Annotated in this window: 17 protein-coding genes and 3 pseudogenes; 13 read left to right on the forward strand and 7 right to left on the reverse strand. The window is 66.8% G+C overall.

Features of this window, described 5'->3' with window-relative positions; translation table 11 throughout:
- Window positions 1-191: 191 nt before the first annotated feature.
- Window positions 192-293 (reverse strand): annotated as a pseudogene (locus AB7O82_RS22045) (oxidoreductase); the annotation flags it as partial.
- A gap of 193 nt (window positions 294-486) precedes the next feature.
- Here AB7O82_RS22045 and AB7O82_RS22050 point away from each other — a divergent pair.
- The gene (locus AB7O82_RS22050; protein ID WP_428545940.1) at window positions 487-1062 is read left to right on the forward strand and encodes a TetR/AcrR family transcriptional regulator; all 576 of its coding nucleotides are present in this window, start codon (window positions 487-489) and stop codon (window positions 1060-1062) included.
- Window positions 1063-1303: 241 nt separating this feature from the next.
- Here the strand turns inward: AB7O82_RS22050 and AB7O82_RS22055 are convergent, their stop codons facing one another.
- Window positions 1304-2101 (reverse strand): IclR family transcriptional regulator domain-containing protein, encoded by a 798-nt coding sequence (locus AB7O82_RS22055; RefSeq protein ID WP_428545943.1) that lies wholly within the window; start codon window positions 2099-2101, stop codon window positions 1304-1306.
- A 94-nt stretch (window positions 2102-2195) separates the two neighbouring features.
- Here AB7O82_RS22055 and AB7O82_RS22060 point away from each other — a divergent pair, with 94 nt between their 5' ends.
- The 10 genes and pseudogenes from AB7O82_RS22060 (at window position 2196) to AB7O82_RS22105 (ending at window position 12987) form a co-directional block, all read left to right on the forward strand.
- The gene (locus AB7O82_RS22060; protein ID WP_428545946.1) at window positions 2196-3035 is read left to right on the forward strand and encodes a TauD/TfdA dioxygenase family protein; all 840 of its coding nucleotides are present in this window, start codon (window positions 2196-2198) and stop codon (window positions 3033-3035) included.
- Between the two features lie 306 nt (window positions 3036-3341).
- Window positions 3342-4235 carry a YgfZ/GcvT domain-containing protein gene (locus AB7O82_RS22065; RefSeq protein WP_428545949.1) on the forward strand — a complete coding sequence of 298 codons (894 nt, stop codon included), beginning with the start codon at window positions 3342-3344 and terminating at the stop codon, window positions 4233-4235.
- A 102-nt stretch (window positions 4236-4337) separates the two neighbouring features.
- Complete coding sequence (locus AB7O82_RS22070; RefSeq protein ID WP_428545952.1) at window positions 4338-6143, forward strand: gamma-glutamyltransferase family protein; 1806 nt, start codon at window positions 4338-4340, stop codon at window positions 6141-6143.
- Window positions 6144-6150: 7 nt separating this feature from the next.
- Window positions 6151-6864, forward strand: a complete 714-nt coding sequence (locus AB7O82_RS22075) for a DUF1028 domain-containing protein (RefSeq protein WP_428545955.1) — start codon at window positions 6151-6153, stop codon at window positions 6862-6864.
- A pseudogene (locus AB7O82_RS22080) lies at window positions 6861-7841 on the forward strand (ABC transporter ATP-binding protein); the annotation flags it as partial. The gene AB7O82_RS22075 and the pseudogene AB7O82_RS22080, both read left to right, overlap by 4 nt.
- Window positions 7842-7926: 85 nt before the next feature.
- On the forward strand, window positions 7927-9003 hold the full coding sequence (locus AB7O82_RS22085) for an ABC transporter ATP-binding protein (RefSeq protein WP_428545961.1): 1077 nt from the start codon (window positions 7927-7929) through the stop codon (window positions 9001-9003).
- The gene (locus AB7O82_RS22090; protein WP_428545964.1) at window positions 9000-10517 is read left to right on the forward strand and encodes an ABC transporter substrate-binding protein; all 1518 of its coding nucleotides are present in this window, start codon (window positions 9000-9002) and stop codon (window positions 10515-10517) included. The genes AB7O82_RS22085 and AB7O82_RS22090 overlap by 4 nt, the downstream gene beginning before the upstream one ends.
- Before the next feature lie 89 nt (window positions 10518-10606).
- The gene (locus AB7O82_RS22095; protein ID WP_428545967.1) at window positions 10607-11548 is read left to right on the forward strand and encodes an ABC transporter permease; all 942 of its coding nucleotides are present in this window, start codon (window positions 10607-10609) and stop codon (window positions 11546-11548) included.
- Entirely contained in the window at window positions 11545-12429 is an 885-nt protein-coding gene (locus tag AB7O82_RS22100; protein WP_428545970.1) for an ABC transporter permease, read from the forward strand. Before AB7O82_RS22095 ends, AB7O82_RS22100 begins: the two co-directional genes overlap by 4 nt.
- Before the next feature lie 138 nt (window positions 12430-12567).
- The gene (locus AB7O82_RS22105; RefSeq protein ID WP_428545973.1) at window positions 12568-12987 is read left to right on the forward strand and encodes a hypothetical protein; all 420 of its coding nucleotides are present in this window, start codon (window positions 12568-12570) and stop codon (window positions 12985-12987) included.
- A gap of 178 nt (window positions 12988-13165) precedes the next feature.
- Here the strand turns inward: AB7O82_RS22105 and AB7O82_RS22110 are convergent, their stop codons facing one another.
- Genes AB7O82_RS22110 through AB7O82_RS22120 form a run of 3 tightly spaced genes read right to left on the reverse strand, consistent with a single transcriptional unit; the run spans window position 13166 to window position 15649 of the window.
- Window positions 13166-13711: a GNAT family N-acetyltransferase gene (locus tag AB7O82_RS22110; protein WP_428545976.1), complete on the reverse strand. Its 546-nt coding sequence runs from the start codon at window positions 13709-13711 to the stop codon at window positions 13166-13168.
- Window positions 13712-13722: 11 nt separating this feature from the next.
- Window positions 13723-14352 carry a GNAT family N-acetyltransferase gene (locus tag AB7O82_RS22115; RefSeq protein WP_428545979.1) on the reverse strand — a complete coding sequence of 210 codons (630 nt, stop codon included), beginning with the start codon at window positions 14350-14352 and terminating at the stop codon, window positions 13723-13725.
- Between the two features lies 1 nt (window position 14353).
- Window positions 14354-15649, reverse strand: coding sequence for a hypothetical protein (locus tag AB7O82_RS22120; RefSeq protein WP_428545982.1), 1296 nt, complete (start codon window positions 15647-15649; stop codon window positions 14354-14356).
- A 243-nt stretch (window positions 15650-15892) separates the two neighbouring features.
- On the opposite strand from AB7O82_RS22120, the pseudogene AB7O82_RS22125 reads away from it, so the two are divergent.
- Together AB7O82_RS22125 and AB7O82_RS22130 are read left to right on the forward strand one after the other, a co-directional pair.
- Window positions 15893-16063 (forward strand): annotated as a pseudogene (locus tag AB7O82_RS22125) (LysR family transcriptional regulator); the annotation flags it as partial.
- Window positions 16064-16147: 84 nt separating this feature from the next.
- Window positions 16148-16852: a LysR substrate-binding domain-containing protein gene (locus AB7O82_RS22130; protein WP_428545990.1), complete on the forward strand. Its 705-nt coding sequence runs from the start codon at window positions 16148-16150 to the stop codon at window positions 16850-16852.
- Window positions 16853-16934: 82 nt separating this feature from the next.
- On the opposite strand, the gene AB7O82_RS22135 is transcribed toward AB7O82_RS22130, so the two are convergent.
- The gene (locus AB7O82_RS22135; RefSeq protein ID WP_428620201.1) at window positions 16935-17393 is read right to left on the reverse strand and encodes an acyl-CoA thioesterase; all 459 of its coding nucleotides are present in this window, start codon (window positions 17391-17393) and stop codon (window positions 16935-16937) included.
- Window positions 17394-17771: 378 nt separating this feature from the next.
- Window positions 17772-18007 (reverse strand): DTW domain-containing protein (locus tag AB7O82_RS22140; RefSeq protein WP_428545987.1); only part of this gene is annotated, 236 nt, incomplete at its 5' end.

Here is an 18007-nt window from a genome sequence, read left to right on the forward strand (position 1 = left end):
GCTTTTCCTCCAATGCCTGCAGGACCGGCTTGTCCGGTGTCCGGGCGGCAACTGCGACGCGCATGCCGTTGTTGGCAAACAGCCGGGCACAACTCGCGCTGATGCCGGGGCCGCCACCGACGATGAGAGCAACGTCCTGGATGTCGGGTTGGGTCATGGTGCTGGCTCGCTTCCTTCAGGTGGGCAGGCCGCATCTGCCTGCGCAGGCTCTTGTCGAAGATCGCCGCCGGCGCGAAGCGGCGCAACACACTCACCTGCCGCGCCACCTCGCCGGCGGCGTAGCGACGTCGCGGATGGCGGGCCATCGCCGCCAGCAGCCCGCTTTCGAAAGGGCAGCGGCGCTGGCGCGGCCGATGCCCGAGGAGGCTCCTGTCACGATGGCGGTCATTCCCGACGAGATGCTCATGGTCGCTCCGCGGCACTATTGCATTACGATCACATAGTTATATTATGATCATAATTCAATAGCTGGAGTCGAAGAAGGCCATGCGCTACGAAAAGGGCCGCAAGGAGGCCTCGCGCCGCCGCATCATGGAGGTGGCGGCAGACCGGTTCCGCAGCGACGGCATCGCGGCGTCCGGGCTGGCCGGCATCATGAGCGAGGCCGGGCTGACCAACGGCGCGTTCTATCCGCACTTCAAGTCAAAGGCGGAGCTGGTCCGCGAAAGCGTCGCCGAGACGATCGACGCCCAGTCGAGCCGCCTGCGCGAGCTATTGGACGCGGGCGGCTTCGACGCCGTGATCGCGGCCTATCTCTCACCCCGACATCGCGACGATCCGGCAAAGGGCTGCGCCGCGGCGGCGCTGCTGCCGGAGCTCGCGCGCGAACCGATCAAGACGCGCCGAGCCTGCGCCGACCGCCTGCACGCTACGGTGCGCGAGATGGCCCAAGCCCTGCCGCCCGGAAGAGGAGATCGCGAGGATGCGGCGCTGGGCATCTACGCGACGCTGATCGGCACGCTCCAGCTTGCCCGCGCCGCGAAGGGCACGCCCCTGTCGGATCGCATCCTCGCCGCCGGCGCGGAGGCAGCGCGGACGCTGGTCGAGGCGCGGCGCGGTTAGCAGCCGGAGCCTGCTCAGGGAGCGCAATTCCCTGTCCTAACCGGCAGGGCATTCGCATACCGACAGAATTTCCGTCATCCCGAGTGGAGCCTCCCGACTAGGCGCTGGTTACAGCGCCATTGGCGGCGCAGTCGAGGGACCTTACTTTCTGATCTGCACCAGGAAAGGTCCCCCCACTACGCCTCGCTACCGCGCGGCTCCGGTCGGGATGACGGCATTTTTCTTTTGCGAGTGCCCTGCCCTAACCGCCCCCCAACGGGGGGCGAGCAATCTGAGCAGACGACGAGTCGCGCGCAGCGACAACGTCGCCGGCGATCGCGCGCGCGACAGCCACCAGCCGGCGGCCGAATCGGCTCGCCGCCTCGTCCTCGCCCATCGCTGAATGCGGGAATCGCATGGAGAGACTGCCCAGCATGCGGCCTTCGTTGCGGATCGGCACCGCCATCCCGTGGATGCGCGAGCGCGTGCGCGCGGTGAAAGCCCAGCCATCGCGCCGGATGCGCGCCAGCATCGCGTCGAAAGCCGCCGTCGCCCGTCCGCCGAGGGCGGCGGCTTCCACCTCCCGCAGGACGGCGCGCCGTTCCTCCGGGCCGGCGAAGGCAAGCCAGACGCGGCCGAGCGCGCTCACCAGCACCGATCGCCGCGTGTTGAGGGCGGCGGCCTCGAACGCCATCGGGCTTTCCGGCGCCGTAGAATGGCGGATGGTGATGGCGCCGCTGCTCAGGGTCGCGAGGTAGAGCGGCCAGCCGTGCTCCGACGTGAAGCGGCTCATGTGCGGCATGGCGGCGTCGACCAGGTGATCGACGAATCGGATCGATTCGGAAAGGCCCAGCACGCGGTCGGTAAGACGCCAGCCCTTTTCGCGCGACACTCTCTGCGCATACCCCAGCGACGCCAACGTGTGCAGCAGGCGGACGACCGTCGGCCGCGGGAGGCAGGTCTCGGAGGCAAGCAGGGACAAGGTCGACGTGCGCCGGCGGCTCAGCGCCTCCAGCACCGCGAAGCTCCGTCGCACCGGCTCGATGACAGTCTCTGGCACGCCGCGACGATAGTCCGTATTACGGACTTTGTCGACTTTGCCGGGAGGTTGACGCGGCGAGCGGCCTACACTCGGCACGAAGGAGGAACCGCCAATGGCCTACCAGACGATCGAGGTGCGCAAGCTCACGCCCACCATCGGAGCCGAAATCTTCGGTGTCGATCTCGCCCAGCCGCTCGGCAACCAGCAGTTCCAGGAGGTCCACGACGCGCTGATGGACAATCTGGTGATCTTCTTCCGCGACCAGAAGATGTCGATCGACCAGCACAAGGATTTCGGCCGCCGCTTCGGCCCGCTGCACACCCATCCCAACGCGCCGATCACCTTTTCCGAGCACCCCGAGATCCTGGTGATCAAGGCCGACGAAAAGTCGAAGCACGTTGCGGGCGAGGAATGGCACTCGGACGTGAGTTGCGATGCCGAGCCACCGATGGGCTCCATCCTCTATCTCACCGAGGTGCCGCCCGACGGCGGCGGCGACACGATGTTCGCCAACATGTACCGCGCCTACGAGACGCTCTCCGAGCCGACTAGGAAGCTGCTGACCGGCCTCACCGCCCTGCACGACAGTTCCAAGGCGCACTATTACCGCGCCAAGGCGACGGACCGTAACGACATCAAGTTTCCCAACGCCGAGCATCCGATCGTGCGCACCCATCCGGTGACTGGCAGGCAGGCGCTGTTCGTCAATCGCGGTTTCACGCTGCGTATCCCGCAGCTCAAGCGCTTCGAGAGCGATGCCCTGCTGGAGATGCTCTACCGCCACATCGAGACGCCGGAGTTCCACTGCCGCTTCAAGTGGCAGGCCAACTCGGTGGCGTTCTGGGACAACCGCGCCACCCAGCACCACGCGCTGTTCGACTACTTCCCGCACCGCCGCTACGGCCATCGCGTCACGGTGCGTGGTGACAAGCCGTTCTATCGAGCCGTGTAGGTCGCGACGCCGCGCGGCGTCGCGACCATCAGCTCCAGGCCGCCGCGACGATCTACAGGCCGAAGGCGATCCGCCCGAATGGACACATCTCGAATCCCCCCGTAATCGGGGGAAGTGCCCCGTCATGCGGGGCGGGGGGAAAGCCACACTCGAAATGTCTCTGATTCCGACGTCGGAACGTCATGGAACTCGACTGCGGCCTTCCCCCTCCGCCCCTTTCGGGGGCACCTCCCCCGTAAGACGGAGGAGGATTTGAGAGACATCGCCGGCTTGCCAAGTGGGAAGGCTGGACCCAAGTCTTGGCCCATGTCCGATTGTTCCTTCAGCGTCCTTACGCATCGTGGGGTCATTGCCGTTTCCGGCGCCGACCGCGTCGAGTTTCTGCAAGGCCTGATCTCCAACGACACGACCAAGGTGGCTCCGGGTCACGCGGTGTGGGCGGCCCTGCTGACGCCGCAAGGTCGCTTCCTCAATGACATGTTCGTAGCCACCGATGGCGAGACTCTGCTGCTGGAAACCGAACGCGAGCGTGCGCCCGCGCTGGCGCGCAAGCTGTCGATGTACAAGCTGCGCTCCCAGGTGAAGGTCGAGGATCGCAGCGTCGCACTGGAGGTCGCCGTCGCGTTCGGCCCCGGTCTCGACGCGACGACGCTGCTGCCCCGGCTTTCCCCGGCGGGCCTGGTGGCCTTCGTCGATCCGCGCCTCGCCGGACTCGGCGTGCGCGTGTTGGGGCCTGCAGGCCAGTTGGCGTCGGCTCTCGCCGCGGCAGGCTGCATCGAGCGGCCACTCGTCGACTATGACTCCCTTCGCCTCAGCCTCGGCGCGCCCGACGGCAGTCGCGATCTCGTCGTCGAGAAGGCGCTGCTGCTCGAGAACGGCTTCGATGAGCTGAACGGCGTCGATTGGCAGAAGGGCTGCTACATGGGCCAGGAGCTGACCGCGCGCACCAAGTACCGCGCGCTGATCCGCAAGCGCCTGTTTCCGGTGCGCGTCGAAGGCGCGCTTCCGGCGCCCGGCACCGCCGTGCTCGATGGCCTCGAGGAAGTCGGCGAGGTGAGATCGGGCGTCGACGGCCGTGCGCTTGCCATGCTGCGGCTCGACGCTGTCGGCGAGGGTCACACGCTGACCGCGGGAGACGCACGTCTCGTGCCGGAAAAGCCCGCCTGGATGCGGCTCGCTTCGGAAGCCGCCAATCCTTAGCCCGAAGAAGCTTAGCAGCATCTCGCGCTAGCCTCTCTTGCGTCACGGGCCTAAGGTCCCGCCTTTGCAGCGCCCCCAGTACAAGCGCAGGAGCAGAGGCCCGTGAGCCTGATCAATCCCAATCCCTTCACCACCCGGCCCGAGATCGTCGGCACGTTCGGCGTGGTCGCATCGACCCATTGGATCGCCACTGCCGTCGGCATGGGCATCCTCGAGCGTGGCGGCAACGCCTTCGATGCAGCCGTCGCCACGGCCTTCACCCTCCAGGTCGTCGAGCCGCATCTCTGCGGTCCCGGCGGCGATGCGCCGCTGATCCTGCACGATACGCGTCGAGGCAAGACGGAAGTGATCTGCGGCCAGGGCCCTATGCCGGCCAGGGCTACTATCACCCATTATCGTGGCCTCGGCCTCGACCTGATCCCCGGCACCGGCCTCTTGCCGGCCTGCATCCCCGGCACGTTCGACGCCTATATGCTTGTGCTGCGCGACTACGGCACGATGCGGCTGCGCGATGTGATCAGCCCGGCGATCGGCTACCTGCAGAACGGCTTTCCACTGGTCGAGCGCGCCTCGGCGACGATCGCCACCGTGGCGCAGCAGTTCCGCACGCACTGGCCGACCTCGGCCGCCGTGTTCATGCCCGGCGACGCTCTGCCCAAGCCGGGTGTCCTGTTCCGCAACCCGACGTTCGGCAACACCTATGCCCGCATCCTCGCCGAGGCCGAAGCCGGCAGCGGCGGTCGCGAGGCCGAGATCGAGCGGGCGCGCAAGACGTGGAGCCAGGGCTTCGTCGCCGCCGCGATCGACCAGTTCTGCCGCACCCAGGAAATCATGGACGTCTCGGGCCGGCGCAATCGTGGCGTGCTGAGCGGCGACGACATGGCGAGATGGCAAGCCACCGTCGAGGCGCCGCTCGCCTACGACTACGGCCGGTACACGGTTTGCAAGGCGCACACCTGGACGCAGGGCCCGGTGGTCCTGCAGCAGCTCGCCCTGCTCAAGGGCTATGACCTCGACGGCATGGACCCGACCAGCGCCGACTTCATCCATCTGCAGGTCGAATGCCTGAAGCTCGCCTATGCCGACCGCGAGGCGTTCTACGGCGATCCCGCCCATGTCGACGTGCCGATGCGCACCCTGCTGTCGGATGCCTACAACGCCGACCGCCGCAAGCTGGTCGATCCGCGCCACGCCTCGCTCGAGCAGCGGCCGGGCGAAGTCGACGGCTATGGCGGCGTGGTCAAGCTGCGTCGTGCCGACAGCGCACGGCTTGGCGTGGCGGCGAGCGGCGCCGGCGAGCCGACGGTCGGCCGGGTCGGCCAGACGTCCGGCGACACCGTGCATTTCGACATCGTCGATCGCGACGGCAACATGATCTCGGCCACGCCCTCGGGCGGCTGGCTGCAGAGCTCGCCGGTCATCCCCGAGCTCGGCTTCCCGCTCGGCACGCGCGGCCAGATGTTCTGGCTGGAGGAGGGCCTGCCGGGCTCGCTGGCGCCCGGCAAGCGGCCGCGCAGCACGCTGACGCCGACGCTCGCCCATCGCGACGGCGAGCCGTACATGGTCTGGGGCTCGCCGGGCGGCGACCAGCAGGACCAGTGGGTGACCCAGTTCTTCCTGCGCCACGTCCATTGCGGCATGAACCTGCAGGAGGCGATCGACGCGCCGGCCTGGCACAGCGAGCATTTCCCCTCCTCCTTCTGGCCACGCACCGCGCGCCCCGGCGTGCTCGTGCTGGAGGGTCGCGTGCCGGCCGAGACGGTGGCCGAGCTGCGCAAGCGCGGTCACGAGGTCGAGGTCGGAGAGGCCTGGTCGGAGGGTCGCCTCACCGCGGCGTCGCGCGAAGATCCGTGGCGCAAGGCGGCTGCCAATCCGCGCGGCATGCAGGGCTACGCCGCGGGACGCTGATCGGCCGATGACCTGGTCGATCATCTTCCGCGAGCGCGACACCGGCCGTATCGGCATCGCGGTCGCCACAAAGTTCTTCGCCGTCGGCTCGCGCGTGCCCAGCATCGCGCCAGGCAAGGGTGCGGTGTGCAGCCAGGCGCTGTTCAACCCGTTCTACGGACCGCGCGGCCTGCGCTTGATTCGCGAGGGCCTCGGCGCCACCGACGTCGTGCGCCTGCTGACCGCGTCCGATCCCGGCCGTGCCCATCGCCAGCTCCACGTGCTGGGCGCCGACGGCGTCTTCGCCGCGCACACCGGTGCCGACTGTGTGCCATGGTGCGGCCACTGGATCGGCGACGATATGTCGGTCGCAGGGAACATGCTGGCCGGGCCGCAGGTGGTCGCCGAGACGGTGCGCACGATGCGCGAGCGCGCCGACCTGGCCCTTCCGCGCCGGCTCATCGAGGCAATGAGGGCCGGCGAGAGGGCGGGCGGTGACAAGCGCGGCAAGCAGTCGGCGGCACTGCTGATCTATGGCGACCAGGATTACTCCGAGCTCGACCTGCGTGTAGACGATCACGTCGAGCCGTTGATCGAGCTGTCGCGCCTGGAGCGGGTGAGCCGCGAGCACTGGACGCATTTTCGTGGCTTCCTGGCGACGCGCGACAATCCGGCCGGCACGTTCGACCGTGCCGAGCTGGAGGCCGGCATCGAGAAGGGCCTGGCGGCGGAGCCTTCATGACCGGCGTCGCCGACGCTCCCCTTCTCGATCTTCGACACCTCGCCGTCTCCTTCGCTACCGACGACGGCACGGTGCATGCCGTCGACGGCATCGATCTGGTGCTGGGGCGCGGCCGCACGCTCGGGCTGGTGGGCGAATCGGGTTGCGGCAAGAGCGTGACGTCGCTTGCCATCATGGGCCTGCTGCCGCCGGAAAACTCCAAGGTTCGCGGCGAGGTTCGCTTCCAGGGACGCGACCTGTTGACGCTCGATCCGGGAACGATGCGCGACCTGCGCGGCGCCAGCCTGGCCATGATCTTCCAGGAACCGATGACCTCGCTCAACCCGGCCTACACCGTGGGCGACCAGATCATCGAGGCGATCCAGCGCCATCAGGGCCTGCCGGCGGCCGAGGCGCGGACGCGCGCCATCGAGATGCTGCGCACGGTGCGCATCCCCTCGCCGGAGAAGCGGGTCGACGAATATCCGCACAAGCTGTCCGGCGGCATGCGCCAGCGCGCCATGATCGCCATGGCGCTCGCCTGCGGTCCCGAGCTGCTGATCGCCGACGAGCCGACCACGGCGCTCGACGTCACCATCCAGGCGCAGATCCTCGACCTGCTGCGCGGGCTCCGGCGCGATACCGGCACGGCGATCATCCTGATCACGCACGATCTCGGCGTAGTGGCCGAGATGGCCGACGAAGTCGCCGTGATGTACGCCGGCCAGATCGTCGAGCGGGCACCGGTGCAGGTGCTGTTCGCCCGGCCCGAGCATCCCTACACCGTGGGTCTGCTGGGCTCGATCCCCCGCCTCGACGAGAAACGCGAGCACCTGCCCTCGATCGAGGGCCGCGTGCCCGACATGTCGAAGCCCTTGGTCGGCTGCCGCTTTGCACCGCGCTGCCCGTTCGTCGAGCCGGCCTGCCGCGAGACCGAGCCCTTGCTTGTCGCGGTGTCGCCCGGCCACCTCTCGCGCTGCCGCCGCACACCGCTGGATTGGGTCGACCATGCTCATTCGGACCGCGGGCGTCCCGCCCGCTCTTTCTCAGGCGCGGGCGGGACGCCCGCGGTCCGGAAGAGCCATGACCGCCCTCCTCGCCGTCCGCGATCTCGCCAAGCATTTCCCGGTGCGCCGCGGCGCGTTCGGGCTGGTGTCGGGGCATGTGCGCGCCGTCGACGGCGTCGACTTCGAGCTCGCCGCCGGCGAGACGCTGGCCATCGTGGGCGAGTCGGGGTGTGGCAAGTCGACGGTCGGCCGGCTGGTGCTGCGGCTGATCGAGCCTTCGGCCGGCTCGGTGCGCTTCGAGGGCGAGGACCTGCTGGCGTTGAGCGACGGCGACATGCGCGCCCGCCGCCAACGCATGCAGGTGATCTTCCAGGACCCCTATGCCTCGCTCAATCCGCGCATGACGGTGGGCGCCATGCTGGGCGAGCCCCTGATGCTGCACGGCCTCGCCAAGGGCGAGGCGGCCCGTCGCGCCCGCATCGCCGAGCTGCTCGATCTCGTCGGCCTGCGTCCCGACCACGCCCGCCGCTATCCGCACGAGTTCTCCGGTGGCCAGCGCCAGCGCCTGGCGATCGCCCGTGCCCTCGCGGTCGAGCCCAGGCTGATCGTGGCCGACGAGCCGGTGTCCGCTCTCGACGTGTCGATCCAGGCCCAGGTCATCAACCTGATGCGCGCCCTGCAGCAGCGTTTCGGGCTCGCCTACATCTTCATCAGCCACGATCTCGCGGTTGTGAAGCACATCGCCGATCGCATCGCCGTAATGTATCTGGGCAAGATCGTGGAGACGGCGACGACCGAAGAATTGTTCCGGCAGCCTCGCCATCCCTATACGCGCGCCCTGCTCGCCGCCGTGCCGGTGCCCGACCCGACCGTGCAGCGCGAGCGGGCGTTGCTCGAAGGCGACCTGCCGAGCGCGATGGCGCCGCCGCCGGGCTGCCGTTTTCACACGCGCTGCCCCTTCGAGCGCGAAAGCTGCCGCAGCGACGTGCCGGCGCTGGCCGATGACGGCACGGGTCATGCTACGGCCTGCCCGTGGTGGCGCGAGTTTCCGCCGGTGTCGCCGATCGCGGCGGCGCGCGGCCCCGATCGAGACCGCGCGCGGCTCGTGCGGCTGCAAGCGGCGTTCGTATCGGCTCAAAGGGAGGCAACATGAAAAAGACGATAGGAGTGGCCGCACTTACCCTGGCGCTTGCCGCCAGCCTGGCCGGCGGCGCGCTGGCGCAATCGCATCTGCGCATCGGCCTCGCAGAGGACCCCGATGTGCTCGACCCGACGCTGGCGCGCACCTATGTCGGGCGAATCGTCTTCTCGTCGATCTGCGACAAGCTGTTCGACATCGACGAGAAGCTCTCGATCGTGCCGCAGCTCGCCTTGAGCCACGAGACTTCGGGCGACGGCAAGACGGTGACGATCAAGCTCCGTCCCAACGTCAAGTTCCACGATGGCGAGCCGTTCACCGCCCAGGCGGCCAAGTACAGCCTCGATCGCCATCTCACCATGAAAGGCTCGTTCCGCAAGCCCGAGATCGCCTCGGTCGACAGCGTCGAGGTGGTCGATCCGTTGACCATCAAGCTCAATCTCAAGGCGCCGTTCTCGCCGCTGCTCGCCCAGCTCACCGACCGCGCCGGCATGATGGTGTCGCCCAAGGCGGCCGAGGCGGCGGCCGACAAGTTCGGCCTGAAGCCGGTCTGTGCCGGGCCCTTCAAGTTCGTCGAGCGCGTCCAGCAGGACCGCATCGTGGTAGAGAAGTTCGCCGATTACTGGAACAAGGACAACGTCTTCATCGACAGGATCACCTTCCTGCCGATCGTCGACAGCACGGTTCGGCTCGCCAACCTTCGGTCCGGCGGCCTCGACATGATCGAGCGCGTGCTGGCGACCGACATCAAGACGGTGCGCGACAATCCGAAGCTCAAGCTGATCAGCGCCGTCGAGCTGGGCTATTTCGGCATTACCATGAACCTGGCCAACGGGCCCAAGGCCGACACGCCGTTCGCCAAGGACGCGCGCGTGCGCCGCGCCTTCGAGCTCAGCCTCGATCGCGAGGCCATCAACCAGGTCGTGTTCAACGGCGAGTTCGTGCCGGGCAACCAGTGGATCAACCCGACGAACTTCTATTACCAGCAGGCGTTCCCCGTTCCCAAGCGCGACGTCGCCAAGGCCAAGGCGCTGCTCAAGGAGGCAGGCGTCAGCGGGCCGATCGCTCTGGACTTCATGGTGCCCAACGGGCCGGAGAACCGCGCCGTCGCCGAGGTCGTGCAATCGATGGCGGCGGAGACCGGCTTCGATCTCAAGATCCGCGTCACCGAGTTCGCGACCTCGCTGAAGCAGGCCGAGAACGGCGAGTTCCAGCTCTTCCTGATCGGCTGGAGCGGACGCAGCGACCCCGACGGCAACTCCTATGCGTTCCAGGTCTGCAACCAGCCGCAGAACAATGCCAAGTTCTGCGACAAGGAGGTCGACGAAGCGCACGCCAAGGCGCGCGCCACCAGCGATCCTGCCGAGCGCAAGAAGATCTACGCGACGGTTGCCGCCAAGTTCCTGGCCGCGGGCTCGGTCGTCTACCTCTACCATCGCCGCGTCCTGGTCGCCTTGTCCGACAAGGTCGACGGCTACAAGCAGATGCCCGACGGCCTGATCCGCGTCGTCGGCGTGAAGCTGAAATGAGCTCATCTGGACCGCGGGCGTCCCGCCCACTCTTCCTCATGAGCGGGCGGGACGCCCGCGGTCCAGAAGACATGAAGTATTAGATCCCCATGCTCGCCTTCCTCACCCAGCGCGTGCTGCAGATCCTGCCGACTCTGATCCTGGTGTCGATGCTGATCTTCGGCCTGCAGCAGCTCCTGCCGGGAGATCCGGCGCTGATCATGGCGGGCGAGGAGCGTGACCCCAAGGTGCTGGAGGAGATCCGCGAGCAGTACCGGCTGAACGAGCCGATCCCGATCCAGTACTTCTACTGGATGAAGGGCGTCCTCTCGGGGAACCTGGGTGAATCGATGCGGCTGAAGAGCTCGGTGGCCTCGCTGGTCGCCGAGAAGCTGCCGGTGACCTTGCAGCTCGCCGGCATGGCGATCCTGGTGGCGCTGGGGATCGGTATTCCCGCGGGCATCGTCTCGGCGGTGAAGAAGGACACCGCATGGGACTACGGCGCCAACATCTTCGCGCTGTGGGGCATCAGCACGCCCAACTTCTGGCTGGGCATCCTCCTCATCTTCCTGTTCTCGGTGACCCTGGGGTGGCTGCCAGCCTCGGGCTATGTGCGCCTGGGCGAGGACTGGCGCGCCAGCCTCGCCACCACTGTGATGCCGGCCTTCGTGCTGGGCAACGCCATCGCCGCCATCCTGATGCGGCATACGCGCAGCGCCATGCTGCAGGCAATGGGTGCGGACTACGTGCGCACCGCCCGCGCCAAAGGCCTTTACGAGCGGCGTGTCGTGCTGAAGCATGCGCTGCGCAACGCCATGACGCCGGTGATCACCCTGGGCGCGCTCGAGTTCGGCACCCTGCTCTCTGGCGCGGTGCTGACCGAGCAGATTTTCACCATCCCGGGCTTCGGCAAGCTGATCGTCGATGCCGTCTTCAACCGCGACTATGCCGTGGTGCAGGGTGTCGTACTGGTGACGGCAACGACCTACATCGTGCTCAACCTGCTGGCCGACATCGCCTACGTCCTGGTCAATCCGAGGCTGCGCGGATGACCACCGCGACCCTTCCCACCACCCTGACGGCCGAGAGCCACGAGGAGAACCCGTGGGCGCGCGCCTGGCGCCGCCTGCGTCGCCGCAAGGGCGCAATGGTCGGCCTTGCCGTCGTGGTGCTGTTCGTCCTGCTCGCGATATTCGCGCCGCTGGTGGCGCCCTACGACCCGACGGCGACGAGCTGGAGCGCGGTGCGCAAGGCGCCGAGCTGGGCCCACTGGATGGGCACCGACGAAGTCGGCCGCGACGTGCTGAGCCGCGTGCTGTTCGGCGCGCGCGCCTCGCTCAGCGCCGGGCTGGTCTCGGTCGGCATCGCGCTGGGCATCGGCGTGCCGCTGGGGTTGCTGGCGGGTTATTCCGGCGGCTGGATCGATTCGGTGCTGTCGCGCATCGTCGATGCGATGCTGGCCGTGCCGTTCCTCATCCTGGCGATCGCCCTGGCAGCCTTTCTCGGGCCCAGCCTGACCAATGCCATGATCGCCATCGGCGTCACCGCGACGCCGATCTTCGTGCGACTGACGCGCGGCCAGACCCTTGCCGCCAAGGTCGAAGACTATGTTGAGGCGGCGCGCGCCGTCGGCAATCCGCACTGGCGGATCGCATTGCGCCACGTGTTGCCCAACATCGTGCCGCCGCTCCTGGTGCAGGCTTCGCTCGCCATCGCCGGCGCGATCATCGCGGAAGCGGCGCTCTCCTTCCTCGGGCTCGGCCAGCAGCCGCCGGCGCCCTCCTGGGGCAGCATGCTGAACTCCGCCCAGCGCTTTCTTGCCAATGCGCCGTGGATGGCGTTCTGGCCGGGCTTCGCCATCTTCTTTGCCGTCCTCTCCTTCAACCTCCTGGGCGACGGCCTGCGCGACGCACTCGACCCGCGTCACAAGTAGGCGCGTACGGCCCAAGTGACATGCACTGGCGCAGGCCCGCTCGAGTAGACAGCGGTTGTACGGCGTGTTTCCCTTGCACCTGCGGTCGCGGCTTGGGGGCGGTGGAGCAGGCGATTGTGGCGGAGCGAGAGGTACGCCATGAAAGACTTCAACCCCGAACCCTGGGTGCGCAGCCTCCTGTGGCTGGCCCTTACCATCGCAGTCATCATCGCCGTCGTGTTCAACAAGACGCCGGTCAAGATCGGCGGCGCCGGCGTGCAGGTCGAAATCGGCAAGCCCGGCGAGCCCGAGCGCGCCGCCGGCCCCACCGCGGTGACGCAATCGGGCGCGCCGTCGGTCAGGCGCGGTCCAGGTTCGGTCTTTGCCTCGGCCTGTCCGCCGAAAACCAGGGCGATTGGCGGCAGCTGCATCGTCAAGTCGGGCACCGGCTTGCTGCAGAACTTCGGCCCCGAGCGCGATGCCAACGGCACCTGGCAGTTCGTCTGCGTCTGGGCCTGGACGACCAACGCCGGCGTCGACGGCTGGGCCCAGGCGGTTTGCCTGCCCGACCCGGCTTGAATCTCATGGGCGGGAGCGCGCCACTCCGTGGCCCTCATGGCGATGGCGGAAACACCAATTGCGAATCGGAAGAAGAACATGAGCGCCACGGAGTGGCGCGCTCCCGGCCACGACACAAGCCAAAATCCCTCGCGGCGCCCGTCATCACCGTGCGCAGCGAGGGACCTTCAACGACGTATCAGCCGCCCGAGGCTCTCGCCGCCGGCGCATCCTGGCGGATCGTGACGACTTCAGGCGCCTGCTCGGCAGCAACAGGCTTGCCATCGGCCACCGGCCGGACGAGCGCGATGGTACCCTTCAAGGCCGGCGGAGCGTCCGGATCGAGACGGCGCCAACCCTGCTTCTCCCAATAGGCCATGTCCTTCGGCAGGACGTGGACGTAGAGCATGTTGCAGCCACGGCCCTCGGCCAGCTTGCGGCAGCGTTCGATCAACAGTCGCCCGATGTCATGGCCGCGGTAGCGCTGCATGACGCAGAGTCGCTCGGGCATCGCGAAGGTCTGGAACCAGCGCATCCGCACGGCGCCCACGGGGTTCTCGTCCAGGTAGGCCACGACGTGGGTGGCGTTGAAGTCGTGGCCGTCGAACTCCTCGGTGTACGGAATGTCGAGCTCGCCGATGAAGCAGGCCGCGCGAATGGCGAAAGCCTGCAGCGAGTCCTCCATCTTCGTCGCCGTGCGGGTCGTGACGGGCACACCGTCGATCGAAGCCGAGATCGTCGTCATGGTCATTTCCCTCAGTTGACGTGCCGTTCAGGACGCGGTGCGTGGGGCGTGCCCGCGTCGGAGGCGCCGCGCTCCATCGACAGTTCGAGGATGCCTTCCTCGTCGAGGCGGTCTTCCGGCCGGTTGACAACCATCGGCTCCGATTCGAGCGTGACGGCGTCCGGCGACGGCTCCAGGTCGCAATAGATGGCGTAGTGCTCGTGGTCGCAGAAGTTGAAGACCTTGTCGTCGACCCGGCGGAAGCCCTCCTTCTCCATCATCGGCATGTGCCGCTTCTGCAGATGGATATAGACCTTGGTGTAGCCCTTGCGCCGCGCGAACTCCTTGCACCAGGCATTGATCCGGTGGTGGATGCCGAGCCCGCGATAGCGGCGCAGCACGACGCAACGCTCGAACTTACAGAACGACTGGAACCAGCGCAGGCGCATCGAGCCGGCAGGCTCACCGTCGACGTACATGATGACGTGCGTTGCGGTGTAGTCGTTGCCGTCGAACTCCTCGTCGTACGGGCATTCCTGCTCGCCCATGAACACGGCGGCCCGCATTGCGTAGCACTGCAGCATCTCGTCCGATGTCGAGGCGATCTTGATGGTGACAACCGGCGTCAAACCAGGCGGCGCCAGCGTCGTTTGCGTAGTCATGTTACTCCCCTTCGGTCAGCACACCGTTGTCGTTCCGGAAGCGGCGACCTCCAGCCGTTACCACCGGAAGATTCGCCGTCAACTGTTCCAGCACGTCGGTCACGACGGCTGATGTCATGCCCTTTGCCCCGCGCCGGATGGCAGTCGCTGACACCTTGTCGCGGCGCAGGATTCGCCACGGGTAGATCCAGCCGCATTCGTCCATGGTCGCGCGCACCGACATGCCGCCGGCGTCGGTGCCGTGCAGCCCGTGAAGCCGTACCCCCGGGTGGCGCCGCCTGACCTCGGCGATCACGCCCCGGAATCCCTTGCTGTCGTAGATCTCGCGGTAGAAGACGACCTCGGCCTTGTCGCCGAGCCCCGACTCGGCAACAGCGAGCTCGATCAGCACGCGTCGGGTCTCCGGCGGCAGAAACTGCCTGCCACTCGGGAAGTAGTCGGCGTTGAGATCGGCTTTCTCGGTCGTTTCGTAGATCTGGAACCCGTTTTCCAGCCGGGCAACCCGGATCTGTCCCTTGCGAAAGGCGTCGGCGTGCAGCCTCGGTATCAGCGTGGGATGGATGATCACCTTGTCGAGGCCACGCTCCTCTATGGCGCGCTGGATGATCGCGAGATGGGTGTTGTGGAAGGGATTGAAGGTGCCGAAGAACAACCCGATGCCGCCCTTCGGCGCGACCTTCGAACGAATGTCGGACAACAGCCCGATCCCGAACACCAGCGCGCCAAAGCCAAGCCCGACGGCCAGGAATGCTTCACGGGCGATCGGCACGCCGGCCGTCCCGAACGCGACCAGCACCATTGTCGCTGACAAGCCGGCCAGAACGTTGCGGTTGGCATCGCCGATGCCACGCTGGAACAGGAAGAGGCTGATATACTGGGCGCCCTGGGAGGCAAGCGAGGTGAGCAACGCCGCCGACGCAAAGCCGCCGACGGACGCGATGCCATCCCGATTCAGGGCGCCTCCCCAATACATGATCCAGAACACCGCCAGGTTGAACGCATATTGCGGGGCGAATCGCCCAAGCCGGCCGGCTGTCACGAAGCCGAAGCGGTTGTTCGCCCACAGTTCGGCTTTGTTGCTGAGCTTTGCGTAACTCGGAAGGAATGCCCCCGTGAAGACTGACACGCTTATCAGCGCCGGGTTAGTCCAACTGATATGCGCGTACGCATAACTCAAGTACGAGATCAGGGCGACAACAGCCGCCAACTGGGTCGACGGACTGCGCAGGTACTGGCGAATTTTCCTCGCCAGCAATGGAAAATTGAGCGATTTGCGCTCTGAATCGATGGCTGTCACCGGATCACCTACCCCAGCAAAGGCTTGACTTGGCCACCCAACCACTTGCCGCAAGTCTTTGAAAACAAAGAAAAACTCTTACTTCTTGCGATAGAGCCCGCGATAGCACCTCGTTAGTGAGGAAGATCACAAAGCGAGAAAAGCGACGACGCGACCGACTTCTTGCCAACAATGCTGTAGGATGTTGCACTGCTTCCTGTCATTCAAGCTTCAAGCCGCACCTTTACATTATTGCATGTCACGATGAATACGACCTCTGACGGCAAAGCCAAGATCACGAACATCCTCGGCGACTGGGATGACGTCCGGTTTTTCCTTGCGGTTGCGAAGACCGGCAGTTTCAGCGCCGCTGCGACTCAACTGAGCACCAAGCAGACAACGGTCGGGCGTCGCATCCAGGCGCTCGAGCGTCGGCTCGGCGCCAAGCTGTTCGACCGCCATCGCCACGGTATGGAAGTGACACCGGCTGCGCGCGGTGTTCTCGCTCAAGCCGAATCGATGCAGTCGAACGCCTCGTCGATCGAACGGCATCTCGCTGGTCTGGACCGCGAAATGGCCGGAGTCGTGCGCGTCGCCGTGACCGAGGGTCTGGCCGCGCAATGGCTGGTCCCGCGCCTGACCGAACTGCGACGGCGGCATGCCGACATCCTCGTGCAGGTGATCGTCGGCGATCAGATTCTCGACCTGGCGACGCGCCAGACCGATCTTGCCATCCGCTTCTTCAGGCCGACATCGAGCCAGCTGGTCGCCGCCCGTGTCGGCCAGTTCAGGATGTCGGTGTTTGCTGCGCCGGCCTACATCGAGCAATTCGGCTTGCCGCGCCAGCTCGACGATTTGCACGAACACCACATCGTCGACCACACGACGTTGCACAATTTGCCGGCAATGAAACCGTGGAGCGAGATCGTCGAACGCAGCACGCGCGTGGCGCTGCGAACCAACTCGTCGCATTCGGCGATGGAGGCCGTAAAGGCCTCCTGGGGCCTTTCGATCTTCCCGAGCTACAGCAGTAAGATGGCGGACATCGTCGAGACCCCCATCGATCTCAACATCTCGCGCGACATCTGGCTGGTGTCGCACGAGGAGACCAACAAGGGAGCGCGCATCCGCGCCGTCATCGACTACATCCGCGAACAGTTCCGCCAGGACGAGCGCGAATGGTTCTCTCTCCTGCACCCTTCCAACGACACTGAGGCGGCGTAGCCTGGCAAAGGCCGCGCGCGCAGTCCTGACCGCAACATCGTCGCGCCGTGCCGCACCGGCGCGGATCGCCCGCGCCTGTAGGTCAGCCCCCCAGGCGCCGTCGGACGTCGGCGGGAATCGGCACCGATTTCAACAAGCTCGCACCCCCCTCCTTGCGCGCCCAGATGCGTGTCTCCGTTCCTTCTGCGGCGATCTCGCCCGCGGCGTCGCGGAAGACGTGGCTGATGGTGAAGGAGCTGCGTCCGAACCGCGAAATGTGACTCTCGACCACCAGCTTCTCGCCCGGCTGCGACGCCCGCCGGAAGGAGCATTCCGCTGCGACCAGGGGAATCCCCTCGGTCCATCGCCCGCCCGACATGCCCTCGCGCGTCGCCCCGGCATTATGGAACAGCCGATGCGTGGCCTGGTCGATCCAGCGGAAATAGGAGGGGTAGTAGACGATGCCGGCAGGATCGCAGTCGCCCCATTCGACAGTGACCTCGTGGCGACTGAGAAAGGGCACGATGGTCGCTTCGGCGGTGGAGGACGGGTCGCTGTTCATCGCACGAGGTTACCCCGAGGCACGGCGCGCTGGCGAGAAGGATGCGCCGTTCGTGGGCTCCGTGGCTTGGCCGCCTGACTCGCCGGGAGCGCGCGCCATGTTTTCCTCCTATGAAAATCGGGGCGGGTACCGCCCGATTTTCTCACCATCGTGGTGCGCGCCGGCCGTGCTGTGTGTCTCTCAGCAATAGACCCGTAATCGGGGGACGTGGCCCGGAGGGTCGGAGGGGGAGAGCCTCACACGCGGTTCATGAAGTTCCGACGTCGGAGCCAGAGAGACCTCGACTGCGGCTTTCCCCTCCGCCCCGTATGACGGGGCCCCCGATGACGGGGAAGGAATACCCGTGGCGCGGTCCCAGCGCATGATCATCGGGCCTCTCTAGCGGCGTACGCGGCGATCACGCTTGGAATCGCGGATGCCGGCCTTGCGCGCGGCGGCGACGAGCTCTCGGAACGGCTGCAGCAGTTTCTGACCGACCGCCGGATCGCCCTCCAGGACCGAAAGCGCCAGGGCGACGGCTTCCAGGGTCGAGACGGCGCCTGCCCTCGCCTCACGGCGCAGATCGCCATAGAGCGACGGACCGAAGGGCAAGACCACGAAGCGGCGAAGCCTGG

It is taken from the genome of Reyranella sp. (genome assembly GCF_050185545.1).
In the GTDB taxonomy this organism is placed as follows: Bacteria; Pseudomonadota; Alphaproteobacteria; order Reyranellales; family Reyranellaceae; genus Reyranella.